The sequence below is a fragment of the Citrobacter sp. XT1-2-2 genome, from assembly GCF_023516235.1.
In the GTDB taxonomy this organism is placed as follows: Bacteria; Pseudomonadota; Gammaproteobacteria; order Enterobacterales; family Enterobacteriaceae; genus Citrobacter; species Citrobacter werkmanii.
This window is the reverse complement of sequence record NZ_CP097324.1, coordinates 3,544,020-3,568,903: the sequence shown is the minus strand read 5'-3', so window position 1 is coordinate 3,568,903 and position 24,884 is coordinate 3,544,020. Positions and strand designations below refer to the sequence as shown.

18 protein-coding genes are annotated in these 24,884 nt (G+C 51.1%); 9 read left to right on the top strand and 9 right to left on the bottom strand.

Annotated elements, in window-relative coordinates:
* Positions 1-94: 94 nt before the first annotated feature.
* From rclB to M4I31_RS17085, 5 genes are all read left to right on the top strand, one after another.
* On the top strand, positions 95-325 hold the full coding sequence (gene rclB / locus M4I31_RS17105) for a reactive chlorine resistance periplasmic protein RclB (RefSeq protein ID WP_038643060.1): 231 nt from the start codon (positions 95-97) through the stop codon (positions 323-325).
* Between the two features lie 11 nt (positions 326-336).
* Positions 337-897: a reactive chlorine resistance membrane protein RclC gene (rclC, locus tag M4I31_RS17100; RefSeq protein WP_038638553.1), complete on the top strand. Its 561-nt coding sequence runs from the start codon at positions 337-339 to the stop codon at positions 895-897.
* A gap of 568 nt (positions 898-1,465) precedes the next feature.
* Entirely contained in the window at positions 1,466-2,161 is a 696-nt protein-coding gene (locus M4I31_RS17095; RefSeq protein ID WP_085047572.1) for a flagellar brake protein, read from the top strand.
* Positions 2,162-2,182: 21 nt separating this feature from the next.
* The gene (locus M4I31_RS17090) at positions 2,183-2,764 is read left to right on the top strand and encodes a LuxR family transcriptional regulator (RefSeq protein ID WP_170973229.1); all 582 of its coding nucleotides are present in this window, start codon (positions 2,183-2,185) and stop codon (positions 2,762-2,764) included.
* Between the two features lie 98 nt (positions 2,765-2,862).
* Positions 2,863-3,630, top strand: a complete 768-nt coding sequence (locus M4I31_RS17085) for a bifunctional diguanylate cyclase/phosphodiesterase (protein WP_038638561.1) — start codon at positions 2,863-2,865, stop codon at positions 3,628-3,630.
* 144 nt (positions 3,631-3,774) lie between these two features.
* Here the strand turns inward: M4I31_RS17085 and M4I31_RS17080 are convergent, their stop codons facing one another.
* From M4I31_RS17080 to M4I31_RS17070, 3 genes are all read right to left on the bottom strand, one after another.
* Positions 3,775-13,113, bottom strand: a complete 9,339-nt coding sequence (locus M4I31_RS17080; protein WP_085047571.1) for an autotransporter outer membrane beta-barrel domain-containing protein — start codon at positions 13,111-13,113, stop codon at positions 3,775-3,777.
* A 194-nt stretch (positions 13,114-13,307) separates the two neighbouring features.
* Positions 13,308-13,886 (bottom strand): LuxR C-terminal-related transcriptional regulator, encoded by a 579-nt coding sequence (locus tag M4I31_RS17075; RefSeq protein WP_085047570.1) that lies wholly within the window; start codon positions 13,884-13,886, stop codon positions 13,308-13,310.
* 617 nt (positions 13,887-14,503) lie between these two features.
* Positions 14,504-15,679, bottom strand: a complete 1,176-nt coding sequence (locus tag M4I31_RS17070; protein WP_085047569.1) for a DnaJ family molecular chaperone — start codon at positions 15,677-15,679, stop codon at positions 14,504-14,506.
* Positions 15,680-15,972: 293 nt separating this feature from the next.
* On the opposite strand from M4I31_RS17070, the gene pheP reads away from it, so the two are divergent.
* Positions 15,973-17,367: a phenylalanine transporter gene (gene pheP, locus M4I31_RS17065; RefSeq protein ID WP_038638573.1), complete on the top strand. Its 1,395-nt coding sequence runs from the start codon at positions 15,973-15,975 to the stop codon at positions 17,365-17,367.
* 54 nt (positions 17,368-17,421) lie between these two features.
* Here the strand turns inward: pheP and M4I31_RS17060 are convergent, their stop codons facing one another.
* Together M4I31_RS17060 and M4I31_RS17055 are read right to left on the bottom strand one after the other, a co-directional pair.
* Positions 17,422-18,666, bottom strand: a complete 1,245-nt coding sequence (locus tag M4I31_RS17060) for a mechanosensitive ion channel family protein (RefSeq protein ID WP_069323117.1) — start codon at positions 18,664-18,666, stop codon at positions 17,422-17,424.
* 71 nt (positions 18,667-18,737) lie between these two features.
* Entirely contained in the window at positions 18,738-20,177 is a 1,440-nt protein-coding gene (locus M4I31_RS17055) for an MFS transporter (RefSeq protein ID WP_085047568.1), read from the bottom strand.
* Between the two features lie 107 nt (positions 20,178-20,284).
* Here M4I31_RS17055 and M4I31_RS17050 point away from each other — a divergent pair, with 107 nt between their 5' ends.
* Positions 20,285-21,148 (top strand): helix-turn-helix transcriptional regulator, encoded by an 864-nt coding sequence (locus tag M4I31_RS17050; RefSeq protein ID WP_085047567.1) that lies wholly within the window; start codon positions 20,285-20,287, stop codon positions 21,146-21,148.
* Between the two features lie 46 nt (positions 21,149-21,194).
* Here M4I31_RS17050 and nfsB read toward each other — a convergent pair whose 3' ends face one another.
* From nfsB to M4I31_RS17035, 3 genes are all read right to left on the bottom strand, one after another.
* Positions 21,195-21,848: an oxygen-insensitive NAD(P)H nitroreductase gene (nfsB, locus tag M4I31_RS17045; RefSeq protein WP_069323119.1), complete on the bottom strand. Its 654-nt coding sequence runs from the start codon at positions 21,846-21,848 to the stop codon at positions 21,195-21,197.
* A 118-nt stretch (positions 21,849-21,966) separates the two neighbouring features.
* A complete protein-coding gene (locus M4I31_RS17040; RefSeq protein WP_161668264.1) occupies positions 21,967-22,335 on the bottom strand; it encodes an MmcQ/YjbR family DNA-binding protein in 369 nt (122 codons plus the stop codon).
* A complete protein-coding gene (locus M4I31_RS17035; protein WP_069323121.1) occupies positions 22,335-22,916 on the bottom strand; it encodes a TetR/AcrR family transcriptional regulator in 582 nt (193 codons plus the stop codon). Before M4I31_RS17035 ends, M4I31_RS17040 begins: the two co-directional genes overlap by 1 nt.
* A 190-nt stretch (positions 22,917-23,106) precedes the next feature.
* On the opposite strand from M4I31_RS17035, the gene M4I31_RS17030 reads away from it, so the two are divergent.
* Together M4I31_RS17030 and M4I31_RS17025 are read left to right on the top strand one after the other, a co-directional pair.
* On the top strand, positions 23,107-24,219 hold the full coding sequence (locus M4I31_RS17030; protein WP_085047565.1) for an MBL fold metallo-hydrolase: 1,113 nt from the start codon (positions 23,107-23,109) through the stop codon (positions 24,217-24,219).
* Between the two features lie 17 nt (positions 24,220-24,236).
* Positions 24,237-24,578: a RamA family antibiotic efflux transcriptional regulator gene (locus tag M4I31_RS17025; protein WP_003021996.1), complete on the top strand. Its 342-nt coding sequence runs from the start codon at positions 24,237-24,239 to the stop codon at positions 24,576-24,578.
* 21 nt (positions 24,579-24,599) lie between these two features.
* Here M4I31_RS17025 and M4I31_RS17020 read toward each other — a convergent pair whose 3' ends face one another.
* A complete protein-coding gene (locus M4I31_RS17020; protein ID WP_069323123.1) occupies positions 24,600-24,848 on the bottom strand; it encodes a DUF1158 domain-containing protein in 249 nt (82 codons plus the stop codon).
* Between the last annotated feature and the right edge of the window lie 36 nt (positions 24,849-24,884).

Here is a 24,884-nt window from a genome sequence, read left to right as displayed (position 1 = left end):
ACAGTTATTCTGGCGTCCTGGATGAAATAAAATAAATTGGCATGTTTTATTATATTGCCACTGAAATCACTGTTTAATGGAAATAGGAATGAACATGTTTAAAACTACGTTACTAATGACCGCGTTACTGACTGCACCGGTGACATTTTCCGCATTGGCGCAAACCGAAGTTGTCCATGTTAGCGTGTCTGCCATATCTGGTGCGCCTTCCGAGATAGAGGATGCTATTGCGAAACTGGCGCAGGAAAATAATGCAACGTCCTGGAAAATCACCTCAATGCGCATTGATGGCAGCACTCACGCAACGGCAATTTTATACAAGTGAGGAGAGCCTGCATGGAAAAGTATCTGCGTTTACTCAGTAAGGGCGATAAAATTGGATTGACCTTAATTCGCCTGAGCATTGCAATTGTTTTTATCTGGATTGGGTTATTAAAATTTGTACCTTACGAAGCTGACAGTATTACGCCATTTGTTGCTAATAGCCCGGTAATGTCATTTTTTTATGAACATCCAGAAGAGTATAAGCAGCATTTAACCCACGAAGGTGAGTTTAAGCCACAGGAGCGTGAATGGCAGGCGGCGAATAATACCTATACATTCTCCAATGGTCTGGGCGTAGTCGAAGTTCTTATCGCTTTATTGGTGCTGGCAAATCCTGTTAGCCGTTGGTTGGGATTAATTGGCGGCATACTGGCATTTGCTACGCCGATTGTTACCTTATCCTTTTTAATTACCACACCAGAGGCATGGGTAATGCCGTTGGGCGATTTACATCATGGTTTTCCGTACTTGTCCGGGGCCGGGCGTCTGGTATTGAAAGACACGCTAATGCTGGCGGGAGCAGTGATGATCATCGCAGACTCATCTCGATCAATAATTAAGCAGCGGTATTGAATTTTTAACGTTGTACCCTCTGTAAGGTAGCAAGCCACTCTAGTTCTATTCGGTATTTGCCGGGCCAGCAGGATGCTGGCTTTTTTCTGACTTAAGGGAAATTTATTTAATATATAAAATGTAATTATTCACTTTATAACAATCACGCGTCAGGCTGTATTGGCAGTTAATGATATGAAGATGTAAGCATCATACGCACTGACGACAAAAGCGCGACAACCTGCGCATTGCCCAACCATCCCAACACCTTCATTTTTCTTTGTTTTTTTCTGTGCAATTCTTGCTATTTTTTATCTCAAAACAGCATCTTAAATAAAATTATTATTCATTTTTGTTATAGTTAATCCATAAGTTCGCGTGGTTTTAAGCGCGGCTTAAGCTAGAATTATCCTGATTAAATGATTTTACGTATCAATAATTGGCTAAAGATAGTTAAAAACTTAATTTTTAACCAACTGTCTGACATGGAATCCACTATGGTAATTAAGCACCAGGGCGGATGCTGATCTCGCGTTTTTGGGTAACCAAAAGCGGGACATATCTTAAATATGGAAATAAGGGTTTTAGAATGAGCTTTGGATTAGCAAAGGACAACAAGTTTGAAATCATCGCTATCCTTCGTGAAGAGCTGCACAAGAAAACGAAACTGGAAGTCTTATGCGAAAACAGTAGCGTTATCACACAGCTAGAGAAGGTCGATTTCGAACGGTTTGTCATCTCCGGCCATGAAGAGATTGTGCCTGAAAAGGTCCAATACTTTATCCTGCACAGCGAAAGCGGGATTGTAAAATTTAGTGCCAGATTTGAACAAACCCCACCCGCAGGTGCGGAGGCAGGATTATCCTACCTCATCCCGGATATGATTTTCTTTGCCCAGCAGCGACAAAATCAGCGTTTTTCCTTCCTGAAGGGTTATGACTTTTTCTGTTTTGGTCGTTACAAAAACGGAGAAAACTACTCTTTCAGGATTAAAAACATCTCTCAGGGTGGCTGTGCGTTAATTGTTAAAGATGTAAATACCCGCTTTGTTTATAAAGATGCGGTGATTAAAAATGCCTCACTGGAGTTTGATACGTTTGGCAGTTTACAGCTGGATTTAAAAGTGATCGATGTCGTCACGATCAATGAGTTTGATGAGGATAATCAGTTGTACTCCTGTCATCAGATCTCGTGTGAGTTCGATTTTAAAAATCGTCGTGAAGAGGCTGAAGTCGAGAAAATTATTATCAAATTTTTAATGAGTAACAAGATCAGAAGCTTATAAGGAGCGGTAAACAGGATGTTGATGTGTGGCAATGATAATTTTGTGGGCAACGGTATGTTCGCCTACCTGACCAGCAAACATGTACCCGTACAAACATTCCAGTTTGAGGATATGTTGCATCAGTCATCATTATGTCAGCATCAAACCATGATTTTTAATATCATTAATAATGAACAACCGTGTTCAGACGTCGTACAGTTTCTGAATAAAAATCGATTCAAGTTCTATAATAACGTCGTAGTCATTGTAGCTGACAGTTTGGTGGCGAAATTATGCGTGGAGTTATTATATATTGAGAAAGCAATAGTGTTGACTGAGAAATCTTCACTGCGAGATTTCGGTCAATTGGCGACGTTGTCAGTCGGGAAATGGAATCCCCGGCTGTATCGTTCGCAGAAAAGGTTAACCGAAAGGGAACAGCAGATCCTGAGTTTGCTGGTAAGTGGCTATACCGCTAAAGAAATTTCTGAGTTAGTGAGCCTTAACTATAAAACCATTCAGGCTCATAAAATGCGCGTCGTCGCCAAGTTGGGACTGAACAATACTTCTGATTTAAATAAATTAATTGTCAGATTCACCCATCGGATGTCTTTTTTACCCTAGTCTGGTGATTCTTTTCTGATGTAAAACATATCATAGTAGATATAATTCGGGAGCGATTTGACTGGTTTTAAATTTTATGATTTGTAGAGGTAGAGGGAATGTTTAATTCCAACGAGGTGCTCACCGCGCTTGAACAGGCATTGAATACCAGTCAGTTTTATATGGTTTATCAGCCCATTTTTAATTTGCACACTCAGCAAATTAGCGGATTTGAAGCATTAATGCGTTGGAACAGCCCTCAGATGGGGATGATCTCTCCCGATATTTTTATTACGTTATTGGAAGACAGCGGCAATATCATTTCAATTGAAGACATGGTTACCCACACCCCCTGGGATGTGGCGACGTCCTGGCCCGATCCTCTTGTATTATCAATCAATATTTCCGCACTTGAATTTTGTGACCCTCTCTTACCGCAACGCGTCAGACGTAATCTCACCCTCTGTGGACTACCGCCTTATCGATGCCAAATTGAGGTTACGGAAACGTCACCACTGCGCGACAGCCAGATAGCGGTTAACAATATGCTGGAGCTAAAGGAGATCGGGGTTAAACTCGCTCTTGATGATTTTGGTACCGGTCACGCAAATCTTAATTATCTGCTGAAGTATCCTTTTGATACCCTAAAAATTGATAAGGAATTTGTTGCTGGCATTGAGCCCGATACCCGATCGACAAAGATTGTTGAGGGCATTATTTCACTGGCGCACAATTTTGGTATTGAAGTTCTTGCTGAAGGGGTGGAAACCCAGTCCCAACTGGACCGTTTAACGCAGATTGGTTGTGACAAAATTCAGGGCTTTTTCATTTCTCCGCCGGTGTTAGCAGAAGAAATCCCGTTACTCCTGACGCAGTATAATCATTAATCCCACCTTTTTACGTTTCCCAAACCCTTGATTGTTCTGCGTTGTCGTTAAGTTCGTAGGACTGATAAGCGTAGCGTATCAGGCAGCCCTGAAAGGCAAAAAAAAGCCCCCTGCAGAACAGAGGGCTGGTGAGTTTATGACTGCTTAGAACGATTTCTTAAAGCCAATGGAAGCATTGATCGGTGCTTCAACTTGCGACTTACTGCCACCGTTGCTGAATTGCGTACCCAGTTCACCGTAGACCTGCACGTTTCTGTCGATTGACCAGGACAGACCGGCCGCAACTTCGGTGTTGGAGTACTGCTGTGAGGATTCGAGCGTGGTGGTGGCGACCGCATTGCTAAAGTGCGTTTTGTCTTTTGAACCCAGACCCTGCCAGACGTTTACCCTGCCGTACGGCTGGAATTTGCCATGGTTGGTGTCATAGTCAGCAACCAGACGTACGCCCAGACGGGCGGTAAAGGAATCAGCGGTATCCATTTTCACTTTCGTTTGGGTCACACCATCAAGCCGACCATTATCAAAATCGCTGTATTGGTAGATTAACTGAGCCTGAGGTTCCAGACTCCAGGCGCTTGAACCCAGACGGAACGATTTACCCACCTCCGTTGACGCCGTCAGCGTGTTGCCTTTGACGGTATAAGAACCGTTGTTCCCGGTCGCCGCCAGGCGAGATTTATGGTTACCGTACTGCAGGACGTTATCAACATACATCCCGTCGCCCGAGAACCAGGTGGCGTAACCGCCGACGTAAAACGCATTGTCATCGATGTTTCCGCCTTTGCCGTCGCTACCCGTCTTTGTGCCTTTCACATTGCTGTCGATGTCAAGGATGCTGGTATACATCCCGGCTTTCCAGCTTTCGTTAGCATACATATCGACGCCGACCTGGATACCCATAGTATGGGAGCTGGTTTGCGTCCCGGCCGCATCGTCCAGTTTGGTTTTACCGGAGTAACCAAGCATTCTCGCCCAGGCGCGATTATCTTCATCAATGCCCGGTTTAACCTCGTCGCCCATACGTTGGTGCATGTTACCCAGCAGACTAATGTCACCCTGACGCACGACGCTGGCAAGGCCTGAATACAGCATGGTTTCCGGACGATATTCGCTTCTCAGATACCAGTTTTCCCCCTGACCCTGAGCATTGCCCGCATGCAGTTGGTACTCAAACGCGCCTGCTGCCATACGATCGGCGGCCAGGTGGAAGGCGTCGCGCGACGTTTGCGCGGTGGTGGTAGCGCCATTGAGGGCCGTGACCACCTCGATACCATCCCCGACGGTCGGTGCGCCGAGGCCAGAACCATCAACGTCCAGCAGCGTACTCCCGCTGGCTTTACCGCCATCAATAATCAGACGGTCGGCAATACCTGCACCGCTACCATTCTGAATGGCCGCCATGTTGATGATCCCTTTTTCGCCGACGTAATCCCCTTTGACGGTTAACGTTGTGCCAGTCTGCTGGCCGATGAGCGAGACATCACCGCCGTTGCTCAGGCCTGCGACGGTCTGGTTGTATCCCTGCGTGTTCAACATGGTGTCAGCGACAACGTAGTGGTGTGACGCGCTACTCAGGGTGTTGGTATTACCCGCCTGCAGTACGCCGTTGGCAATCAACGTTGCGCCGCTGTAGCTGTTTTCACCTTGCAGTTCCGTAATACCGCTGCCGGTCTGGTGCAACTGGCCTTTACCGCTGATATTGGCCGTTAACGCCAGGGTATCCGCGCGATCAACCTTGAGTACGCCGTTATCAACGATATCTCCCTGAATGCTGCCGATGTTACCGCCATTACCCAGCTGTAAAACGCCTTGTTCGATGGTAGTGCCCCCGGTGTAGGTATTATCCAGCGTCAGGGTGAGGGAGCCTTTACCGGTTTTGGTCAGATGACCATTACCTTCGACTTCCGTCAGCAGGGAAACGTTATGTCCGTTGGTATCGAATGTCCCGCCGCCGGATTCCAGCGTCACCTGACGGGCGGTATCAAATGCTTCGCCATACTTCAGCGTACCGCCGTTGAAGGTAATACCCGTCTCTGGCGCGCCAAGATTGGTATCACCCGCCACCTGCAACGTACCTGAGGTGATGGTGGTTCCACCGCTGTAGGTGTTGTCGCCAGTGAGGATCAGCGTCCCGAGATCGCTTTTATTCAGGCCGCCGGTACCGCGGATCACGCTGTCGATAGTTGCGGTGTAGTTTGCGCCGTCTACCGTGCCATCGCCCACGCGAATCAGCGTGTTCGCTGTGTCGGTGGTAATGGCCTCACCACCCACGCGATAGCCATCGGTGGCGAACTGTGCGCCGCTAATGATAACGTCGCCTTTGCTGTTATCGACGGTGACGTTGCCAGCTTCACCCTGGAAGACGGCGAAGGCGGCATCGGTAAACGGTGCGTTCAGCGCGCCTTCTGGCGTGGATTCATCCGTGGTCCAGTTGTCGTTACCCTGGCTGGATTGCCAGATACCGTCGCCGCCGTTGATGACGCCGTTGTTTTTCAGCTCGCCATTCTCACCGCCGGTACCGTCCCAGAAGCGCAGCGTCAGTCCGGCATGGTTGACCAGGTTAACCTGGTTGTTAACCGAGGTTTGCACGTACAGGCTGTCTGCGGCTTCCGGCGCGTTGGCAATGTCCATCACATTGTTGGTCAAGGTGCCGGTGTAGTTGATGACGCGGTAAACGCCCACGTCAAAGCTGCCGCCCGGAGAGGTCTCGATATTGAGCTTACCGTCGAGCGTCAGGTCGCCATTCACATCAATCAGGTCGTTGAAGGCACCGCCTGGGGTATAAGCCTGACCAAACTGATAATCCAGTTGGGCGTTATCACTCAGCGTCAGTGAACCGGTGGTCAGTTTACCCACGCTGTTGATGGCGGCGCCAGCAGTAATATGACCGTCGTCCAGCACGTCAACCGCGCCGCCGATAATACCGTTACCGCCGAGCGTCGCGCCGGATTTAACCGTTACCTGACCGGTCGCGGTAGACTGGTTGCCGTTGACCAGCAGCACGCCTTCATTGACGTCCGTGGTGCCGGTGTAAGTGTTATCGCCTGTCAGCGTTAAGGTGCCGTCACCGATTTTCACCAGGCTACCGTCGTTACCGCTGATAATGCCGCTGATGGTGTCATCAAGTTGCAGATTCCCCAGCGACAATGCTTTATTGCCCAATTCGACATTCCCCGCGCCGGACAACGAGCCGATAGAGGTTGCGCTGTCGACCGTGCTGATATCGACCTTACCGCCCACCAGGTTTTTAACGACGGTATTTTCCGCCATCGCCAGGTCGGCAAAGGTCATCAGTCCGCTGTTATTCACGCTGGCATTGCCGCCGCTGGCATTCTCTTCCAAAGCCAGCGTACTGTCTTTTGCCACGTTAACCGTCGCGTTGCCTGCGGTGGCGTTGTCGGTTAACAGCGCTTTTGCAGCGCCAGTCAGGTTGAGTTTGGCGCTTGCGGCGGTGACATTATCCGCCAGCGTTAACAGGCTGTCGGCGATGTTCATGGTCAGGGATTTCAGACTGGTCTCTGTCCCGCTGACATTGAGCGTCGCCCCCTTATTGACGTTCACGGTGCTGCTTTCATTGCTACCAAAGGCCCCGGTTTTGCTGACGTTGACCGTGACATTGTTGGCATTACCCGTACCGGCGATTTCGGTATCGCCTTTGTAGCTGTTGGCGCGATCGAGCGACAAGGTGCTGCCCGCATCGCTTGAGCTGCTGGTGACTTTCAGTTTACCGTCGCCGGTAATCTCACCGGCTGGCGTGAAGTGGCGCGAATTGAGGTCAAACACCGCCGCGTTATCACTCGCTCCCAGCTCGATAGTGCGATTGCTGGTCAGGTCCGCACCCATCTGCAGGGTGGAGCCGTTGTTAATAACCAGATCGGTTCCGCTTTGGCCGAGGTTGCTGTCAGAGGAAATCTGCAACGTACCGCCATCAATGCGCGTGCCGCCGCGATACTCGTTATCACCGCTGAGGATCAGACGACCAAGGTCGGTTTTCACCAGCGTCAGTTTGTCAGTCGTGCTGGCTTCGCGGATCACCGACTCAATGGCCGCGGTATAGTTTTGACCCGCGCCACCGGCGCCAACGCGCAGCAGCAGTTCACCGGTACCTGGCGTCTGGCCTGCATGGGTCGCGTTTTCTGTGGTGGCATACGCGTTAAGCGCATCACCTTTAACGATATAGCCATCGGCGTCAAACTGCGCCCCGGAGAAGTTAACTTCGCCCGCGGCGTTATCCACGGTAACGGTTCCGCCTTTGGTGGTGAAGACGGCAAAGGATTTCTGCGCCCAGGGGGCGTTACCTTCACCGGTTGCCGTGGTCCAGTTGTTATCTCCCTGGCTGCCGATCGCCATCCATTTGCCATCGCCGCCGTCAATTTTGCTGTTGCCTTCAATCCCCGACGCGCCATGGCTCTGATTGACGGTTGCGCCGTCCCAGAACTGCAGGGTAACGCCGTTGGCATTCACCAGGTTGACCTGTTTGTCGATAGAGGTCTGGACAAAAATATTACTTTTATCCTGGTTGTCTGGTATTGCGCCGAGCTCCAGCGTCTGGTTATCCAGCCTGCCGCCATAGTTATAGATACGATATACGCCCGGTCCGAAGTTACCGCCCTGTGAAGTGGTAACATCCAGGGTTCCGTCAAGCTGCAGATCGCCTGCGACGTTGACCAGATCGTTTAGCGCACCGCCTGGCGTATAAGCGTTGCCCAGTTCGAAAGCGGAGGTCGTTTTGCTGCCAAGCTGCAAGTTACCGTTAATGGTGAGCGTACCTGCACCGCCATCACCCGCGCTGAGGGTGGTGGCATCGTTCATCAATACATTGCCACCGATAATGCCATTCCCGCCAAGTGTGGATGTGCCGCTGACGGTCGTTGCGCCGCGCGCCGCGCTTTGATCGCCATTCACCAGCAGCGTACCGTTGGTGACGGTGGTATCGCCGGTATAGGTGTTATTGCCGTTCAGACGGGTAATGCCGCCGCCGATTTGTTGCAGCGCGCCGATGCCAGAGATCACCCCGTTGAGCAGGACGTTGTTGGCGCGGTTGATCGCCAGCACGCCATTGTCGAAGATGTCAGATACGGCGCTGACTTCGCCCTCATTGCCGCCGTCACCCAACTGCAACGTACCGGTTTGCGCGATGGTGGTAGAGCCGGTGTAGCTGTTGTTGGCGGTAAACACCGTGGTGCCGCCCGCCGCACGTTCAAATTTCCCGTCGCCGCTGATGATGCCACGATAGATCTGCGCCGCTGACGCCTCTCCCAGGGTATCGAAGATAACCCTGCTGCCTGCGCCCTGGGTCGTCACATCGTAATCGCCAATGCTGGCGGCAGTACTGGTCGGCTCAACGTGATCGCCGGTGCGCAGCGTTGCGCCATTGTTTACGGCAAGGGTTTTGCTCGCCAGACTCAGGTTTTCAACGATGCGTACATCCGCGTTTGATCCGCTGATGGTCAGGGAATCCCAGCCAGTGCCAATGTTGGTGCCGGTATTCAGGTTGTCGCTGGCAAGCGTGCCAATCTTCGCATCTTTCGTATTGGTGAAGGTGAGGGCATTGCCCGTACCCGCAGCGGTAATGATGTGGCGCGTTTTATCCAGTATTACATTGCCGATGTTGGCTTTATTGTTGCCGCCAGTGCCAGCGAAATTCACTTCGCCCGCATAGGAACCGCTGCGCCAGTTGAAGGTATCTCTGCCTTCGCCGGTATTGATTACGCCGCTGGTGATACCGCCGCTGATATCAATGGTGTCATTGCCTTTACCAGACTGAATAGCCACTGCCGTGTCGTTGATGGCCTGAAGGGTACCGGTATTGGTGATTTTTTTCTTGCTGTCGCCGCTGGCGTCAATCACCGGTGAGGTCGTGCTGGCAGAAATAATCTTCCCGCTGTTGGTTAATGCGCTGACGTTTTTCGCAATGATCGCAGAACCGCCTGCGCTGTTATGTACGTTGATGTCGGCACTGGTCGTGACCTGGCCATCCGTGTTGGCGCGGATACCGCTGCCTTCGCTGTTTCGCACCTCAACGGTATAGCCTTTGCCGATGATCAGATCGCCCGTCACCGCGTCGCCATTGCGCTGCTCAAAGGCGAAACCGGTACCTTTCCCATTGACGTTGAGGATGTTGTTCAGGCCATCGTTCATGGTCAGCGCGACGCTGGTGCGGATCCCTGGACCATCGTTGGAATCGATAGTGACATCACGCAGTGTGATATTGGTGTTGTTGGCATCGTTTTGAATACCGGCACCAGTACCCTCAGCGCGAATCATCACGCTTTGCGCGGCCAGCGCGCCTGCACCCTCGGCCAGACGAATACCGTCAGCAGATCCATTAGTGGTAATGCTGTCGCCAGTTTTACCGTTGATCAGCAGACTGGCCCCCTGGGTCAGCAGAACGCCAGCAGTACCATCATCAACCTGAATTTTGCCCAGCTTACTAATCTGCGCGTTAGAGCCTGAGGCGCGTACGCCGATGCCGTTGCTGACATGCAGGGCGCTGGAGGAGTTATTGGTTAAGTTCCCGCCTTGTTGCACATCAACGCCGATGCTGTCGACGCTGGCCAGATCGATGATCGATCTGGTATCGAGGAGCAGGTTGCCCAGATTTCTCGCCACATAGGCAATAACCTTGTTGCCGCTGGCTTCAGAGGTAATCTTCGCGTTTGAGGTGAGGGTGGTGCTCGTGGCATTCCCCTGCGTGTTGCCATTCAATTGATGCGCCTGACCATCCACCACCCCGGCAACGGTGCTTTCACCGGTTAAATTGATGGTGGTTTTATCGCTGATGGTACCGTTGGCGCCGCCTTCGATGATCAGCGCTGCGGAGTTGGTGCCCTTAACGGTAAACGTCGCTTCCCCGGTATCTACGCTACTGCCTGCGCCGGTGGCGAGCACGCCAACAGAATTGTTGCCGCTGAGCGTCAGATTCAAGTCAGAAGTGGACTGATCTTTCGGGTTAGTCGTATTACCGGCCAACAATGCGCCATTGGCGATACGGAAAATAGTGGTGCGATCCTGGCCGTTGTCATTCATCACCGCCTGCCCAATATTGGCGGTCGCGCCTTTACCATACAGGTAATAACCAATCTGATCGGTGTTGTTGAACGCCGGGCTACTCAGACTATCGACGTTAGCGATGGCGTTATCACGCACGTGTACGCCGATGTTACCTGCCTGATTCAGGGTGATATCAGAATAGACATTGACCGTTGCCTGACCGTTGGTGCCGCCTTCTGCCCAAATAGCATAGTTTCGGTTACCGACGCCGCCGTCACCGTCTACTACGATAGAACCAGAAGCGCTGGTGGTGACTTCGGCATTTTTCTTATTGGCGCTGACGTGGATCCCGACGTTATTGTTGCCATTAACGTTAATTTTGCCGTCATTTCTAATGATCTGACCATTCTCTGCGCCACTGTCACGCACAGTGATGCCGTAGTTCTTGCTGGTGCCTCCACGGCCATCGCCATTGATTGCGATAATGCCGGTATTCAGCACATTACCTGTTGCATTGCCGATCAGGATCCCGGCGGCGTTACGTATGCCGACGCCAAGGGTGATGAGACCGTTGTTAATCACCTCTTTGGCGCTTTTGGTCATGATACCGGCGCTTGGGCTGGAACCGCCTGGCAGTATGGCATCCTGGGAGGAATTATTAGCATCGCGGCCAAGGTAAATAGAGGCATTCTGGGTGTTGGTAAATGTGGCGTTGTCGGCGACTTCTACGCCAAAGGCGGTGCCGTTACCAAAGGGGTTATTGTTTTTGTGTCCGTTGACGATATTGATATCGCCGTTATTAGTGCCTTGCGCGTCGTTGGACAACTGCATACCAATGGCCAGCGTCAACGAAGTCTCGGGATCGTCTTTACTCCAGGGATCGGCAGCAGAAGCGGTACCGAAGTTATCGGTAGTAATCGCCTGGTTGATTGTGCCTTCGTTGGTAATTACGCTGGCGCCTTGCCCCTGCATGCCAAATGCACCGTAGCTGTTGACGTTTTGGTTACCGTCCTTATCAATAAACAGCCCGGCGTTAATCGTTCCGTGGTTGGTTGCCGTCGCATCTTTCGCCAGCATGCCAATTGCCAGGCTCTGGCCGGTAGAGGTACGCAATGCGTTCAGTTCGCCCAGGTTAGTGATAACCCCGCCGTCAATGGCTTTCATCACGCCATTAATACTGCCGTCTACGGCGATCATCGCATCTTTATTCAACGTACCGGCGGTACCCGCGCCGTTGGCATAGATAGCGTGTAGCTCACCGCGTTCGGCGGTCGTGTTATTGCTATGCGACTCGCCATCGGTCCAGACGTCGTAATCCCAGGAGATAACATCAGATGACTTACCTGAAGTCAGTAAGTCATCTATCAGCTCAGCATACTTCGCTTGCGCGGCGGAGACGGTTGTGATTTGACTGTCTTCAACATCCAGCCACAACTGGATCTGACTGACTTTTTGTCCATCCGGTTTTTGCGCGGCATCATCGCTTTCGCCTAACAACCAGCTATTGAACTCAGCCAGTTCCGCAGCCGTGGTAATTGAGAACGTTTTTTCCCCCGTTTCGATCACCTCGCCAGCGTCGTTATAGCCATATGTCATCAGCGTTACATCGCCGCCAAATACGGAGGTCGTCCTGGAACCGTTAAACGTTTTGGTCGGAATAACGGGGGCGGCGTTAAATTTGATGTAGTTATCGGATTGCCAGTTCACCTGGCTGTTGGCGCCTTGCGCTTCCAGCAGCGAGGAATCTTTAGCCAGTAATTCGATGGTATTGGCTTTGTCACGTACATGAAGCGTATCGTTGCCAATATTCAGATTGGCCGTGGCGCCATTGGTCGCCAACGCGATGCCAAATTGCTTATAGATTTGCGTTTGTTGCGCATCATACGTATTTAAAACAGCATCGCCGATTTGTGACTCAGTGATAAACCCGGCTAACGCGCTGGTATCAAAAACTTTAATGGTTTCTGGCTCTCCAGGAAGCGCCGGATCAAAAATATCAAAGTCCGTACTTTGCGAAGGCTTCGCTGACTGGGTATGAGTCAGGTATTCTGCCAGCTCTTCCTCCGTAGAGATTGTTTTTACGCTCTGGTCAGGGCTGGTAGCCTTAAGCGTGATTTTGCCGGTTTGCAGCAGCTCCCGGATAGTCGTTGACTCAACAACGCCGCTTTGGCCTGGGGTAATCGTCGGGATCGCGCCGCTGATATTGAGCGCCTGACCAGTGGTATTATCTTCATATAAGAAGCCGTAGTTATGAATTCCCTCATAAACGCCAGCGGAAATTCCTCGCTGGTAGTCAGTAGAAATATTATGATCGCCGATATCAATAATCGGATCAGCCGAGGCCATCATCGACGCTCCGCTTAATGCGCCAGCAGCGAGGACGGCGACAGTTTTACGAGAACTACTTTTTTTCTTGCCTTTAGTTAATTCAGAAACGACCACCCAGATGCCGAGCGCCGCGTTCCAAATAATGCTGTAAACTTTGTTCATATATAACCCTCGTCTACATTCCTGTTATGTATGTGTTAATACGTTGAGTTGTTGGCTATGATTGGCCCGCGGATGCGCTACCCGGCATATTGATTTTTGGGAATAGGGCTCCCTTCCGAGCGTTGCGGAATTAAAAATGAGCCGAAAGGAAAGATTTAAATAATAACCGTGATAATAGTCCTTAAATAAGTCAGTTACGGCTGGCTATAGTGGGAAATGGTGTACTTGAGCCGGGTGTTATTTTTGCCGAGCTTTCTGGCAATGTTGCTTTTGTACGCCCCGATGGTTTTTTCACTTTTTTGTGACGCCCCGGCGATTTGTGCCAATGACCAACCCCGGGCAAGCATCATCATGACATTGAATTCGTTTGCGGTAATTTTAGTATGTAGTGCATTGATATTATTTTGTTTTTTATTCTGTATGATACGTGTAACGGCATGCAGTAGCCGATCGAGACTGGCATCTTGATCGAGTAATTGCATGTTCTTCCCGCAAACGGTTTGAAAAAGAGAAAAGGTGGCTTCATCTGCCAAAACAATAATTTTTGTGGCAGGGCGGATAGCCATGCTGCGGATAATCCGGGCATATTTTAAAAAATCTGATTTGTCAGGATTAATAATGATGTAATCCGTGCCATCTGGCAGGAACTTGACTGCTGAAAACGTCTGAGAGGAGTGGTATGTGATATCAATATATAATGATGAACCACGTAGAATTTCTCGCATGCCTAGCCAGGGATAAAGTGAATCACCCAAAAAAATAGCCTTAGACATTACGATCTCCTTGAAATTTTAATGCAAGCAGTCGCCTCTTTTTTCTGGCTGAAAAAAGAGTTTCTTGCGACGCGCGGAATGTTAATTAAATCTCGTATAACGTTCTTTGGTTCGAAAGTATCCTTATTTATTGCCGATTCAACAGATATTTTCTGTATTTATTTGAAGCATTAACTATTCTGAAAGTAGATATTACACTTTGTTAAAATTTAAGATAAATCGTTTATATCACCTCTGAGCAGATGATTGATAGATTTCGCTTATGGATCACCACAAGAATGGGCCCACCTTTTCCATAAAGGCAGGATATTCCTGGGCTTGTTGACGGCGATTTATTTAAAAATGATTATATTTCAAAGGAATGCCAGCTTGTGATGATGGACTGGTTGGTGGGTAGGAGAATTCTTAATTAAGATTAGGAAGAAGGGGCGGGTGGGAACAGTAAAGATGGAAATATCGCCAAATTTACATTAAGCATCTAAAAATGTTTTAATTTAAGACTATTTAGCCAATTAAACAAAGATTCATGGTTTTTTATTCTGAGTTGGTCTTTTTGTGCTTTATTTGAGCATGTTGCTTGCCGTTGTCATTTTATCTGCTTACTTCGCTGCTAGCGCTCAGCCCGCTAACAGCTCCTGCTCGACCTGTTGCACCTGTTGTTCCAGCGAGTTGCGGATTTCCGTCAGCGCCCGTTGCTGGTCAGAGAAGTAAGCCTCTTTATCGGTCACGGAGGAAGCAAGGCGCCAGGCGTTTTCCGCCTCTAGTTCGGTAATCTCTTTCAGCAGTGCGTTAATTTGTTCTCTGAGCTGCTGTATTTTGCTGCGTAAATGCTGCAGATCGTTCAATCGGTCGCTCGCCATCATCGGTTCGAGACCAGTTTGTAACTGGGTCAGTAACGCCCGTACGGCGGCAAGGTCGGCATTTTGGCGCGCCTGGTTAAGCTGTACCATCATCTGGTGCGCTTTCTCTTTCAGATCATCCGCCACTACGTCCGGGTGGCAAAGACGACTGGCCTGCCGCCACAGGCGCTTTAGCTCGCTACGCTCATCGGCAGAAAGTCGTTGATCGCGAGTAAAACGATGCTGTGCGTCCTGCTGCTGCTCCTGATATTCATCATATTCATGACTGGCCTCTTCTTGTGCCTGGCGAGTCGCGCTGTCGTCCTGGCGAGAAAAGTCGTTTTCCAGCTCACGAATCTCCGCCAGCAGGGCGGTGATCAGCTCCGTTTGTTGCTGAATGCGTTGCCGGGTTTCGACAGATTCGCGCGAATCTGAGTGCTGGTTCATCCATTGCTGATTGAGTCTGGCCAACTGCTCAACGGCCTGGGAAATATAGTGCTGACAGGATTGATAGTCTTTTTCCCGGCGCTTTCGCTCCGCTTCCTGTTTACGCTGGGCGCTGACGGCCAGTTGCTTACGCAACTCAAGGATGCGGCTCATCAGCGGCCCAAGACGAAGATGGTATAGATCGTTGAAATCATCGAGGATTTGAATGCGCGTGTTGCGCTTATCAATCAGGTCACGCAGTTGTGTTTCAAGCGCTTTCAGTTCGAGTTTACTCGCCGCAATCGCAGGATCCTGCCACGTAGAGACTGCCCGCTGAGATTGCAGCCAGGCGGTGATTTCACGCAGAGCATCGCTAAAGCGCCGGGCTTCGATCGCCTGCACGATGGTGTCTGGCACGACTGACAAAGGCTCATTTTTCAGATGCGCCACCTGTTGGAAAATAATCTCCTCATCTTCCAGTTCAATAGCGCTTTTGACGATTTCCAGTCGTTTGATGATCTTATTCATGACAGTCGTTGCCTGGCCTGGCTTAAAAACGAGTGACTGAAATACAACAGGCTCACCCATTTGAAAATGTTAGAAAAACAGTAAAGCGCATTCTGTGGCCTGGAATGCCTTTTCGTCCAGAATAATTCACTGTAATTATGAAAAGCGTGAGCTCTGGTAAGGTGCAGCCCCATGAAAAATAACAACGGCTCAGGCATCGCTGATGACCATGGTGTTAAACGATTGCGCCTTGCGGCAACCAGGTTGAAATGTTAAAAGAAGCCCCTTCAATAAAAACGACACAGGGGAAGGGCGTGAAAAACGCGTCAACTGCATCTGACACCAGCGTGTCTGATGCCGCGTCGACGAATGAGCCGACGCTTCAGCGGGGGTTGCAAAACCGCCATATTCAGTTAATTGCGCTGGGCGGCGCAATTGGAACCGGCCTGTTTTTGGGCATTGGTCCGGCCATTCAGATGGCGGGGCCTGCGGTGTTACTGGGTTACGGCGTAGCCGGAATCATCGCTTTTTTGATTATGCGTCAACTGGGCGAAATGGTGGTGGAAGAACCCGTTTCCGGATCGTTTGCCCATTTTGCCTATAAATACTGGGGACCGTTTGCTGGCTTTTTGTCCGGCTGGAACTACTGGGTGATGTTTGTGCTGGTTGGCATGGCGGAGCTGACAGCGGCCGGAATCTACATGCAGTACTGGCTGCCCGATGTCCCCACCTGGATTTGGGCCGCCGCGTTTTTTGTGATCATCAACGCCGTCAATCTGGTTAACGTACGTCTGTATGGCGAAACGGAATTCTGGTTTGCGCTGATTAAAGTGCTGGCCATTATCGGCATGATTGGCTTTGGCATCTGGATGCTGTTTTCCGGTAACGGCGGGGAACATGCGAGCATCGATAATCTCTGGCGTTACAACGGCTTTTTTGCCACCGGCTGGAACGGATTGATCCTCTCGCTGGCGGTGATTATGTTCTCGTTTGGCGGGCTGGAATTGATAGGGATCACCGCCGCGGAAGCGCAGGATCCGCAGAAAAGCATCCCGAAAGCGGTAAATCAGGTGGTGTACCGTATTTTGCTGTTTTACATCGGTTCTCTGGTGGTGCTGTTGGCCTTGTACCCGTGGGTGGAAGTGAAATCAAACAGTAGCCCGTTCGTGATGATTTTCCATAATCTTGACAGTAACGTGGTGGCTTCTGCACTGAATTTTGTCATTCTGGTGGCTTCGCTGTCGGTCTATAACAGCGGTGTTTACTCGAACAGCCGCATGCTGTTTGGCTTGTCCGTGCAGGGAAATGCGCCGAAGTTTTTAACCCGCGTCAGTCGTCGTGGCGTTCCGGTGAACTCATTGATTCTGTCCGGCGCGATTACGTCACTGGTGGTGTTGATCAACTATGTGCTGCCGCAAAAAGCGTTCAGTCTGTTGATGGCGCTGGTTGTCGCGACGCTGCTACTAAACTGGATTATGATTTGTCTGGCGCATTTGCGATTCCGCGCGGCGATGCGCCGCAAAGGACGTGATACCCAGTTTAAAGCGCTGCTGTATCCGGCCGGAAACTATCTGTGCATTGCCTTCCTCGGCATGATTCTGGTGCTGATGTGCACCATGGATGATATGCGCTTGTCCGCTATTCTGCTGCCGATATGGATCCTGTTCCTGTTTGTTGCCTTCAAACTGCTGCGCCGCAAATCCCGCTAATATCTGACCGATCTCATCCTGGCGATGAGATCGGTTACCACTTCTCATTGCCGATTAACGCTGAAAAGCCCCTGACAATGCGCGAATATCATTTCCGGTAGGCGACTGATGAATGCGTAAGCCAAACTCTTCGATCACTGCGAATATATGGTCGAAGATATCAGCCTGAATACTTTCATATTCCAGCCAGACTACCGTATTGGTAAAAGCATAAATCTCGATCGGCAAACCATGATCGTCCGGCGCAAGCTGGCGTACCATTAACGTCATATCTTTGCGAATCCGCGGATGGTGACGTAAATATTCGTTCAGATAGGCGCGGAAAGTGCCAATATTGGTCATCCGGCGGTGATTCAATACGGATTCAGGCGCATCCAATAGCTGATTCCACTCGTCAATTTCCTGATGACGCGTGGTTAAATACGGCTTTAGCAGGTGTGCTTTATGCAGTCGCTGGCGTTCATCTTCGTCAAGAAAATGAATGCTGGTGGCATCAATGCTGATGCTGCGTTTAATGCGTCGCCCCCCGGAAGCAGACATCCCGCTCCAGTTTTTAAAAGAGTCCGATACCAGTGACCAGGTGGGGATAGTGGTGATGGTGTTATCCCAGTTGCGCACTTTCACCGTGGTCAAACCAATATCGATAACCGCGCCGTCTGCGCCGTATTTCGGCATTTCCAGCCAGTCGCCCAACTTCAACATATCGTTGGCTGAAAGCTGTATGCCGGCCACCAGGCCGAGGATTGGATCTTTAAACACCAGCATTAAGACGGCGGCCATCGCGCCCAGGCCGCTTATCAGTATTGCCGGGGACTGACCAATCAGCAGGGAAATCATCAAAATCCCAACGATAATTGCGCCGATCAGTTTGATTCCCTGGAATATACCTTTCAACGGTAGCTGAGATGCGGCTGGGAGTTTTTGCGACAGATTGAGAATAACGTCCAGCAGGGAGAACAGGGACAGCAGGGCGTACATCATGATCCACAGCTGAGCGCAGGTCACTAATATCTCTGCGGCTTCGCTGCCTTTTTGTAACCACAGCGCGGCCTGAATGTTGACAATGATACCCTGCAGGGTGAATGCCAGCCGGTGAAATAACTTGTTCTGCGTGATGATTTGTAGCCACAGACGGGAGCTGGCGTTTGCGCGCTTTTCAAATGCGCGCAGCACCACCCAGTGCAAAATAACGTGAACAATAATGGCGGTGAGAAAAATAATGCCAAAAATCATCACCAGCGAGGTGGTGTGGTTTATTTCAATGCCGAGTTCTTCTACCTGAGATATCAATTCCTGCATAATGTCTCCTTAATAAACAGCGGCCTATGATGACCGCTGTCGTGAGCTTATGCAAATTACGCTCGTCTTGCCTACGATTTTGCGGTGATGCTGGCGCACACCGGATTGATATTCAGCGTGCGGCGAAATAAAAAGGTAGTCAGTAACAGTACGGTCATCATTGTGGCTTCGACGGCTAAAAAGCCGATAACCGAGCGCGTGTAATCACCATGGTAATGTTGCTGCAGATGCAGGAACAGCGCCCCCAACACGGCGGGACCGAGTCCTAATGTTGCCTGCTGCAACGTACTCAGGATGGTGGTTCCGGCGCCCGCATCGTGCGTGGCGATATCGCGCATACCGATGCGATAAAAACTGTTCACAATCAGCGCCTGACCATAGCCGATAAACGCTGTCGCCGGAACGAGCGAAATGGCCGAGGTATGCATACCTGAATACCAGAAGGTCATCATTAAGCCCATCAAGCCAGCGATCTGAATAATCAACCCGGTGAGCAGAATACGTCCCGTGCTATAGCGGGCAATGAGTCGCGGTGCGTAACAGGCGGAGATAAAATAGGCTGCGCCAAGCGCAATAAAGCTATTGCCGGATTCCCAGGGCGCCATCCCCAGACCGGCCTGTAGCGTCAGCGCCATACAGAACATAAATCCTGACCAGGCGCTAAAAAACAGTAATGCGATCAGCACGCCGAACCGGATGCTGCTGAGTTTTAACAGGCGTGGCGGTAAGAGAGGATGCTGCCCGGTCTGTTCTTGTCGTAACGCATTGCTGCGCATCCACCATCCCAAAGGCAGGATGGCGACCAGAGCAAGCTGAGTCTGCCACGGCCAGCCGGTTTCCGGGCCTAATGCCATGGGAAACAACAAGCAGCAGAGAATCGCAGCCAGACTGCTGGTGCCCAGCCAGTCGATGCGGGTTCGGGTTTCTCGTGTGGTTTCCGGGACATAGCGTTGGCTGAACATCAGAACTAACAGACAGATCGGGACATTAATAAAAAAGGCGTTGCGCCAGCCCAGCCCTGCAATATCTGCCGAAACCAGCCAGCCTCCGCCCATCTGGCCGACAATAAACGCGATGCCGCCAATTCCTCCATACAAACTGATGGCCCGCGCATGTGCAGGACCTTTCAGCGTGACGTGCAGGGTGGCAAGGATCTGCGGCACGATTAGCGCCGCGCCCGCACCTTGTAGAACGCGGGCAGCCAGTAACATATGAATGGAATTCGCCATCCCGCATAAAAGAGAGGCGATGCCAAACAGCACGACGCCTGTCATAAACAGGCGGCGGCGACCATAGTTATCACCGAGTTTGCTGCCCAGCGCCAGACAAACGGCGAAAGTCACCCCGTACAAAGCGACAATCAGCTCCAGCTGTGTGGTGGTGGCCTGAAGCGACTGGGTAATGGAATCCAGAGCGACATTGGTAATTGATGTATCAATGAGCGGGAGCATTTGGCCTGTCAATAACAGCAGCAACCCTATGCGGCCGGGTGAAACAGTTGATGTACTCATAGTAACTCCATTGCATCATTTTGCAGATGGACGTAGCATCACTGAAAAATTAAACGGGTACCAGTTCCTGGTTATACTGGTATTGGCACTACTATGCTGGAGAGTCCATGTCGGTAATAGCGCAACAGGAATCCGCGGTTATTCTCCCTGATGACAGCCGCAAGCAGCTCGGCGCGTTTTTACGTGCGCGACGGGAAAGCCTCGATCCGCAGCGTCTGGGCCTGCCGCGCATTGGGCGGCGAAGAACGCCCGGTCTGCGCCGCGAAGAAGTCGCGATGTTGGCTAACGTTGGCGTCACCTGGTACACCTGGCTGGAGCAGGGGCGAGAGGTCAATCCGTCGCAAGCGGTCTTGCTGAATGTGGCGAGCGCGCTGCAATGCAGTCCGCTGGAAACCCGCCACCTGTTTGTACTGGCCGGATTGACGCCACCGGAATCCACGCCGGTGATGGTGTGTGAAGGGATTGCGCCAGGCACCCGAAAGATGCTCGACAGCCTGATGCCGCAGCCCGCCAGTATTCAGAAACCCAGTTTTGACATCGTGGCCTGGAACGACAGTTTTTGCCGGTTGATGGGCGTTGATTTCTCCACGCTCCCGAGCGAAGACCGCAACTGTATTTACCTCTATCTCACGAATGAAACCTGGCGTAGCCGGATAGAAAACTGCGATGTATTACCGACGTTTGTTTCTTATTTCCGTGCGGCAATGGCGGAACATCGCAGCGATCCTGTTTGGGAAAATAAACTGGCGCGCTTTTTTGCCGCATCGTCTGAGTTTGAAGCATTATGGCATCAGCGTTATGACGTTCGCGGTGTGGAAAATCAGGTCAAAAACTTTGTTCATCCGCAGTTAGGGCGTTTTAGCTTGCAGCAAATGTACTGGTATTCCGCCCCGCGTAACGGTTCGCGGCTGCTGGTTTATTTACCGATGGATGAAGCGGGGGAGCAGGCTCTGGCGTGGCTGAATCAGTAGTGATACGCCCGATGACGGCGACACGCATCGGGCATAACGGCAAAAATCAGACTTCAGTCAGCGTTGTTTCCAACGGCAGACGAGATTTCGGCAGCGCGGCGTTGAAATCCTCTACGCTGTGATGACCTACCGGGACCACGACTACGCTGGTGAAACCTTTTTCTTTCAGGCCAAACTCTGCGTCGAGAACGGCAGCATCAAAGCCTTCGATTGGCACCGCGTCCAGCCCCATCGCCGCAACGCCCAGCAGGAAGTTACCGACGTTCAGGTACACCTGTTTCGCCATCCAGTGGTTGTCATCTTTGAGATCTTTGCGGTGCAGGTCGGCAAAGAAAGTACGGCCTTTGTGGTTAGCGGCTTTGGCTTCCGGGGTAGCGAAACGGCCATCGCGCTCTTCTTGATCGACGACGCGCTCCAGCCATGCATCGTCCATCGCCGTTTTGGCGCAGAACACCACAACGTGGGATGCATCCAGCATTTTACGCTCGTTGAATACAAAGCCGCCGGCTGCGGATTTCGCCACGCGCGCTTTACCTTCGTCAGTGCTGGCAACGATAAAGTGCCACGGCTGAGAGTTGGTGCTGGACGGGCTAAACTGCAGCAGCGTTTTTAATTTTTCGGCCTGCTCAGCGGTCAGTTTTTTATTCGGATCGAATGCCTTAGTGGAGTAACGTTTTAAGGCGACAGAAACAATATCCATAACTACTCCTGGTGGTTTTCCTACCCTGCGGGTGCGTTTAGTTTCAGCAGGGTACAGGGTTAGCGAGAAAATGATAAGAGCGAAAAATGCAAAAACACTTATCGACGCTAACGATAAATCAGCCTGGCCGCAGGCGTTGCTGATCGCGCTTAGGCAAACCATCCACCACCCGGTGCCATGAGTCGCTCACCAGGTCCGTCAGCAATGACTCGGTAATGTCGTCGCCTGGATAGACTGAGATCCAGTGCTTTTTATTCATGTGATAACCGGGTTCAATGCTGGGGTAGATCTGCTGATTTAACAGTGATTTTTGCGGATCGGATTTCAGGTTAACCAGCAGGCGTCCGTGATGTTCAAAGACCAGCATGAAAATCTTGCCGCCGACCTTGAACACGTCGTATTCCGGGCCAAAAGGCCAGCAGTGCTCAGTAAAAGGCAGTTCAAGCGCAAGGCGCTTCGCGCAGACATGCAGTGTCTTTCCATCCATTATTTTTCCTCGCGGGTCAGGGCGCGCCACATGGCTTCAAACCCCAACGAAATGTATTCAGTCGCGCGGGCAGGGTTGCGGGCAGCGAATTCCATGGTTGTTTCTGCAAGTGTCAAAAAAAGCCCGTCGCCAAAGGCGCGATACTCGTCCGACATAAATTCAGGGCGCACGGAGCGATGACAAAGATCGCGCAGTTCCGGGAACATATCGTCAGCCTGCTGTTCAGTTTCTTTGCTGATTTTCTCGCTGACGGCCAACTGACGAATGGTGCGATGTCCGCAGGTATGATTCAGACCCCAGCTAATGTAGCTGTTCCAGATGTAGTGAGTCATGGTTTTGGCATCGGTCACTGAACGGTCCAGATTGGCCATCATCGACTGGCAGAGATCGTGTTTTAAAAAGAGGTAAAGCTCGTTGATCAGATCATCTTTGGTCGCGAAATAGCGAAACAACGTTCCCTCCGCAACCCCTGCATTGCGCGCGATTACGGCGGTTGAGGCCGCAATACCTGATTGTGCAAATGCTGTGGTTGCAGCTTCCAGTAATGCCAGTTTTTTGTCTTCACTCTTCGGACGAGCCACTACACTTTACCCTTAAGTCTGTAAAAAACATGATTGAATCACGGCCTTTGCAGCACCGCAACGGAGAATGTCAAAGATTGAAAATCATCTTGACGGCGAACTTTCGATTTCTATAATGAGTGCTTACTCACTCATAATCAAGAGTCAGTCGCGCAAACCAGCGGAAAGGAGGCGCGTTTAAGGTCAGGATATGAAGCGTCTCACAGTTTGTGTGGTTGTTATTATGCTTATTGCCGCTGCTACAAGTTTACCGTTTGTACTCAATGCCGGATTTGGCCAGGCGCCGCAAGGGGCACAACTGAGTCAGGTTGAACAGTCGCCACACTATCGTGATGGACAGTTTCATAACCAGGTGCCAACACCGGGCTATACCGGTAACAAAGGTATGCTGGCGGCCTGGTGGGAGTTTCTGGTCGCTAAGCGTGAAAATGCGCGGCCAGCGCAGCCGTTACCCCTGGTGGCGAGCGATCTCGCCGGGTTACCGCCGCAGCAGGATACTCTGGTCTGGCTGGGCCACTCCTCATGGTATTTGCAACTGGCGGGTCAACGCATCCTGATTGATCCGGTGTTCAGCAACTATGCCGCGCCGTTTTCATTTCTGAACAAAGCCTTTGCCGGGGATTATCCGTGGACCGCGCAGACGATGCCGGAGATCGATCTGCTCATCATCTCGCACGATCATTATAACCATCTGGATCTCGCCACCATCAAGGCGTTAATGCCGAAGATTAAACGGGTGATTACGCCGCTGGGTGTGGGGTCGCATCTGCGTTATTGGGGAATGCGCAGCGAGATAATCGACGAACGTGACTGGAATCAGTCCGTCAGAGTGACGGATTCACTGATTGTTCATGTTCTGCCAGCCCGCCATTTTTCGGGGCGAGGCATTAAGCGTAATCAGACGCTGTGGGCCAGCTTTATGTTTGAAATGCCGGGGCAGAACGTTTATTACAGCGGGGATTCCGGCTACGGGCCGCATTTTAAAGCCATTGGCGAGCAGTTTGGCGCGGTTGATTTGGCGATTATGGAGAACGGTCAGTATGACCAGGACTGGAAGTTTATTCACATGATGCCGGAAGAGACGGCTCAGGCCGCGGCGGATCTGCATGCGAAAGCCGTTTTGCCCGGTCACGCAGGTCGTTTTGTTCTGGCGAAACATACCTGGGATGATCCGTACAAACGACTGGCGCTTGCCAGCCGCCAACAAGATTACCGACTGCTGACGCCGATGCTGGGTGAACCGGTCATACTGTCCGAACCGGACCAAACGTTTACGGCCTGGTGGCAGCAGGCGAATCAATGAACACAGGGGAGAGCATGATGACGATTTCTGCTCAGGTAATTGATACGATTGTTGAATGGATTGATGATAATTTGAATCAACCATTGCGCATTGATGATATTGCACGCCATGCGGGTTATTCAAAATGGCACCTACAGCGTCTTTTTATGCAGTACAAAGGCGAGAGCCTGGGGCGTTACATCCGTGAGCGTAAACTGCTGCTGGCGGCGCGCGATCTGCGCGATACCGATCAGAAAGTGTACGACATCTGTTTGAAGTACGGATTCGATTCACAGCAGACTTTTACGCGTATTTTCACCCGTACGTTTAGTCAACCGCCGGGCGCTTATCGCAAAGAAAATCATAGCCGAACGCATTAACGGCACCGGGTTCTCGCGGGTTTAATCCGCCAGCGAGAACCAGCGCCGCCAAATGTAGCGCAGCACAAAATACTCAATCACCCCCAGTAGTAAAAACCACAGGCAAAACAGCAACGTGTAAAACTGGTTGAGATCCATCAGATGAAAGGTGGCGACGAGTTTTTGCGCCAGCACCAGGCCAAGTGAAGGGGCAGGTAAGAGCAGGCAGGACAGAAAAGCCAGTAGCAGGATCCCAGCGGCGGTCATCAGCGATTCAAGCGGGTGTTTCATGGTATTGTTAAACTTGAGTTAAAATACCATTGTCCG

What these genes read in the sequence shown, in the direction of transcription:
- M4I31_RS17025 (WP_003021996.1), top strand. Translation starts at nt 24,237, where the DNA reads ATGACGATTTCTGCTCAGGTAATTGATACGATTGTTGAATGGATTGAT.
- M4I31_RS17050 (WP_085047567.1), top strand. Translation starts at nt 20,285, where the DNA reads ATGTCGGTAATAGCGCAACAGGAATCCGCGGTTATTCTCCCTGATGAC.
- M4I31_RS17055 (WP_085047568.1), bottom strand. Translation starts at nt 20,177, where the DNA reads ATGAGTACATCAACTGTTTCACCCGGCCGCATAGGGTTGCTGCTGTTA.
- rclB (WP_038643060.1), top strand. Translation starts at nt 95, where the DNA reads ATGTTTAAAACTACGTTACTAATGACCGCGTTACTGACTGCACCGGTG.
- M4I31_RS17095 (WP_085047572.1), top strand. Translation starts at nt 1,466, where the DNA reads ATGAGCTTTGGATTAGCAAAGGACAACAAGTTTGAAATCATCGCTATC.
- M4I31_RS17085 (WP_038638561.1), top strand. Translation starts at nt 2,863, where the DNA reads ATGTTTAATTCCAACGAGGTGCTCACCGCGCTTGAACAGGCATTGAAT.
- M4I31_RS17060 (WP_069323117.1), bottom strand. Translation starts at nt 18,666, where the DNA reads ATGCAGGAATTGATATCTCAGGTAGAAGAACTCGGCATTGAAATAAAC.
- M4I31_RS17040 (WP_161668264.1), bottom strand. Translation starts at nt 22,335, where the DNA reads ATGGATGGAAAGACACTGCATGTCTGCGCGAAGCGCCTTGCGCTTGAA.
- nfsB (WP_069323119.1), bottom strand. Translation starts at nt 21,848, where the DNA reads ATGGATATTGTTTCTGTCGCCTTAAAACGTTACTCCACTAAGGCATTC.
- M4I31_RS17090 (WP_170973229.1), top strand. Translation starts at nt 2,183, where the DNA reads ATGTGTGGCAATGATAATTTTGTGGGCAACGGTATGTTCGCCTACCTG.
- M4I31_RS17030 (WP_085047565.1), top strand. Translation starts at nt 23,107, where the DNA reads ATGAAGCGTCTCACAGTTTGTGTGGTTGTTATTATGCTTATTGCCGCT.
- M4I31_RS17020 (WP_069323123.1), bottom strand. Translation starts at nt 24,848, where the DNA reads ATGAAACACCCGCTTGAATCGCTGATGACCGCCGCTGGGATCCTGCTA.
- M4I31_RS17080 (WP_085047571.1), bottom strand. Translation starts at nt 13,113, where the DNA reads ATGAACAAAGTTTACAGCATTATTTGGAACGCGGCGCTCGGCATCTGG.
- M4I31_RS17075 (WP_085047570.1), bottom strand. Translation starts at nt 13,886, where the DNA reads ATGTCTAAGGCTATTTTTTTGGGTGATTCACTTTATCCCTGGCTAGGC.
- M4I31_RS17070 (WP_085047569.1), bottom strand. Translation starts at nt 15,679, where the DNA reads ATGAATAAGATCATCAAACGACTGGAAATCGTCAAAAGCGCTATTGAA.
- rclC (WP_038638553.1), top strand. Translation starts at nt 337, where the DNA reads ATGGAAAAGTATCTGCGTTTACTCAGTAAGGGCGATAAAATTGGATTG.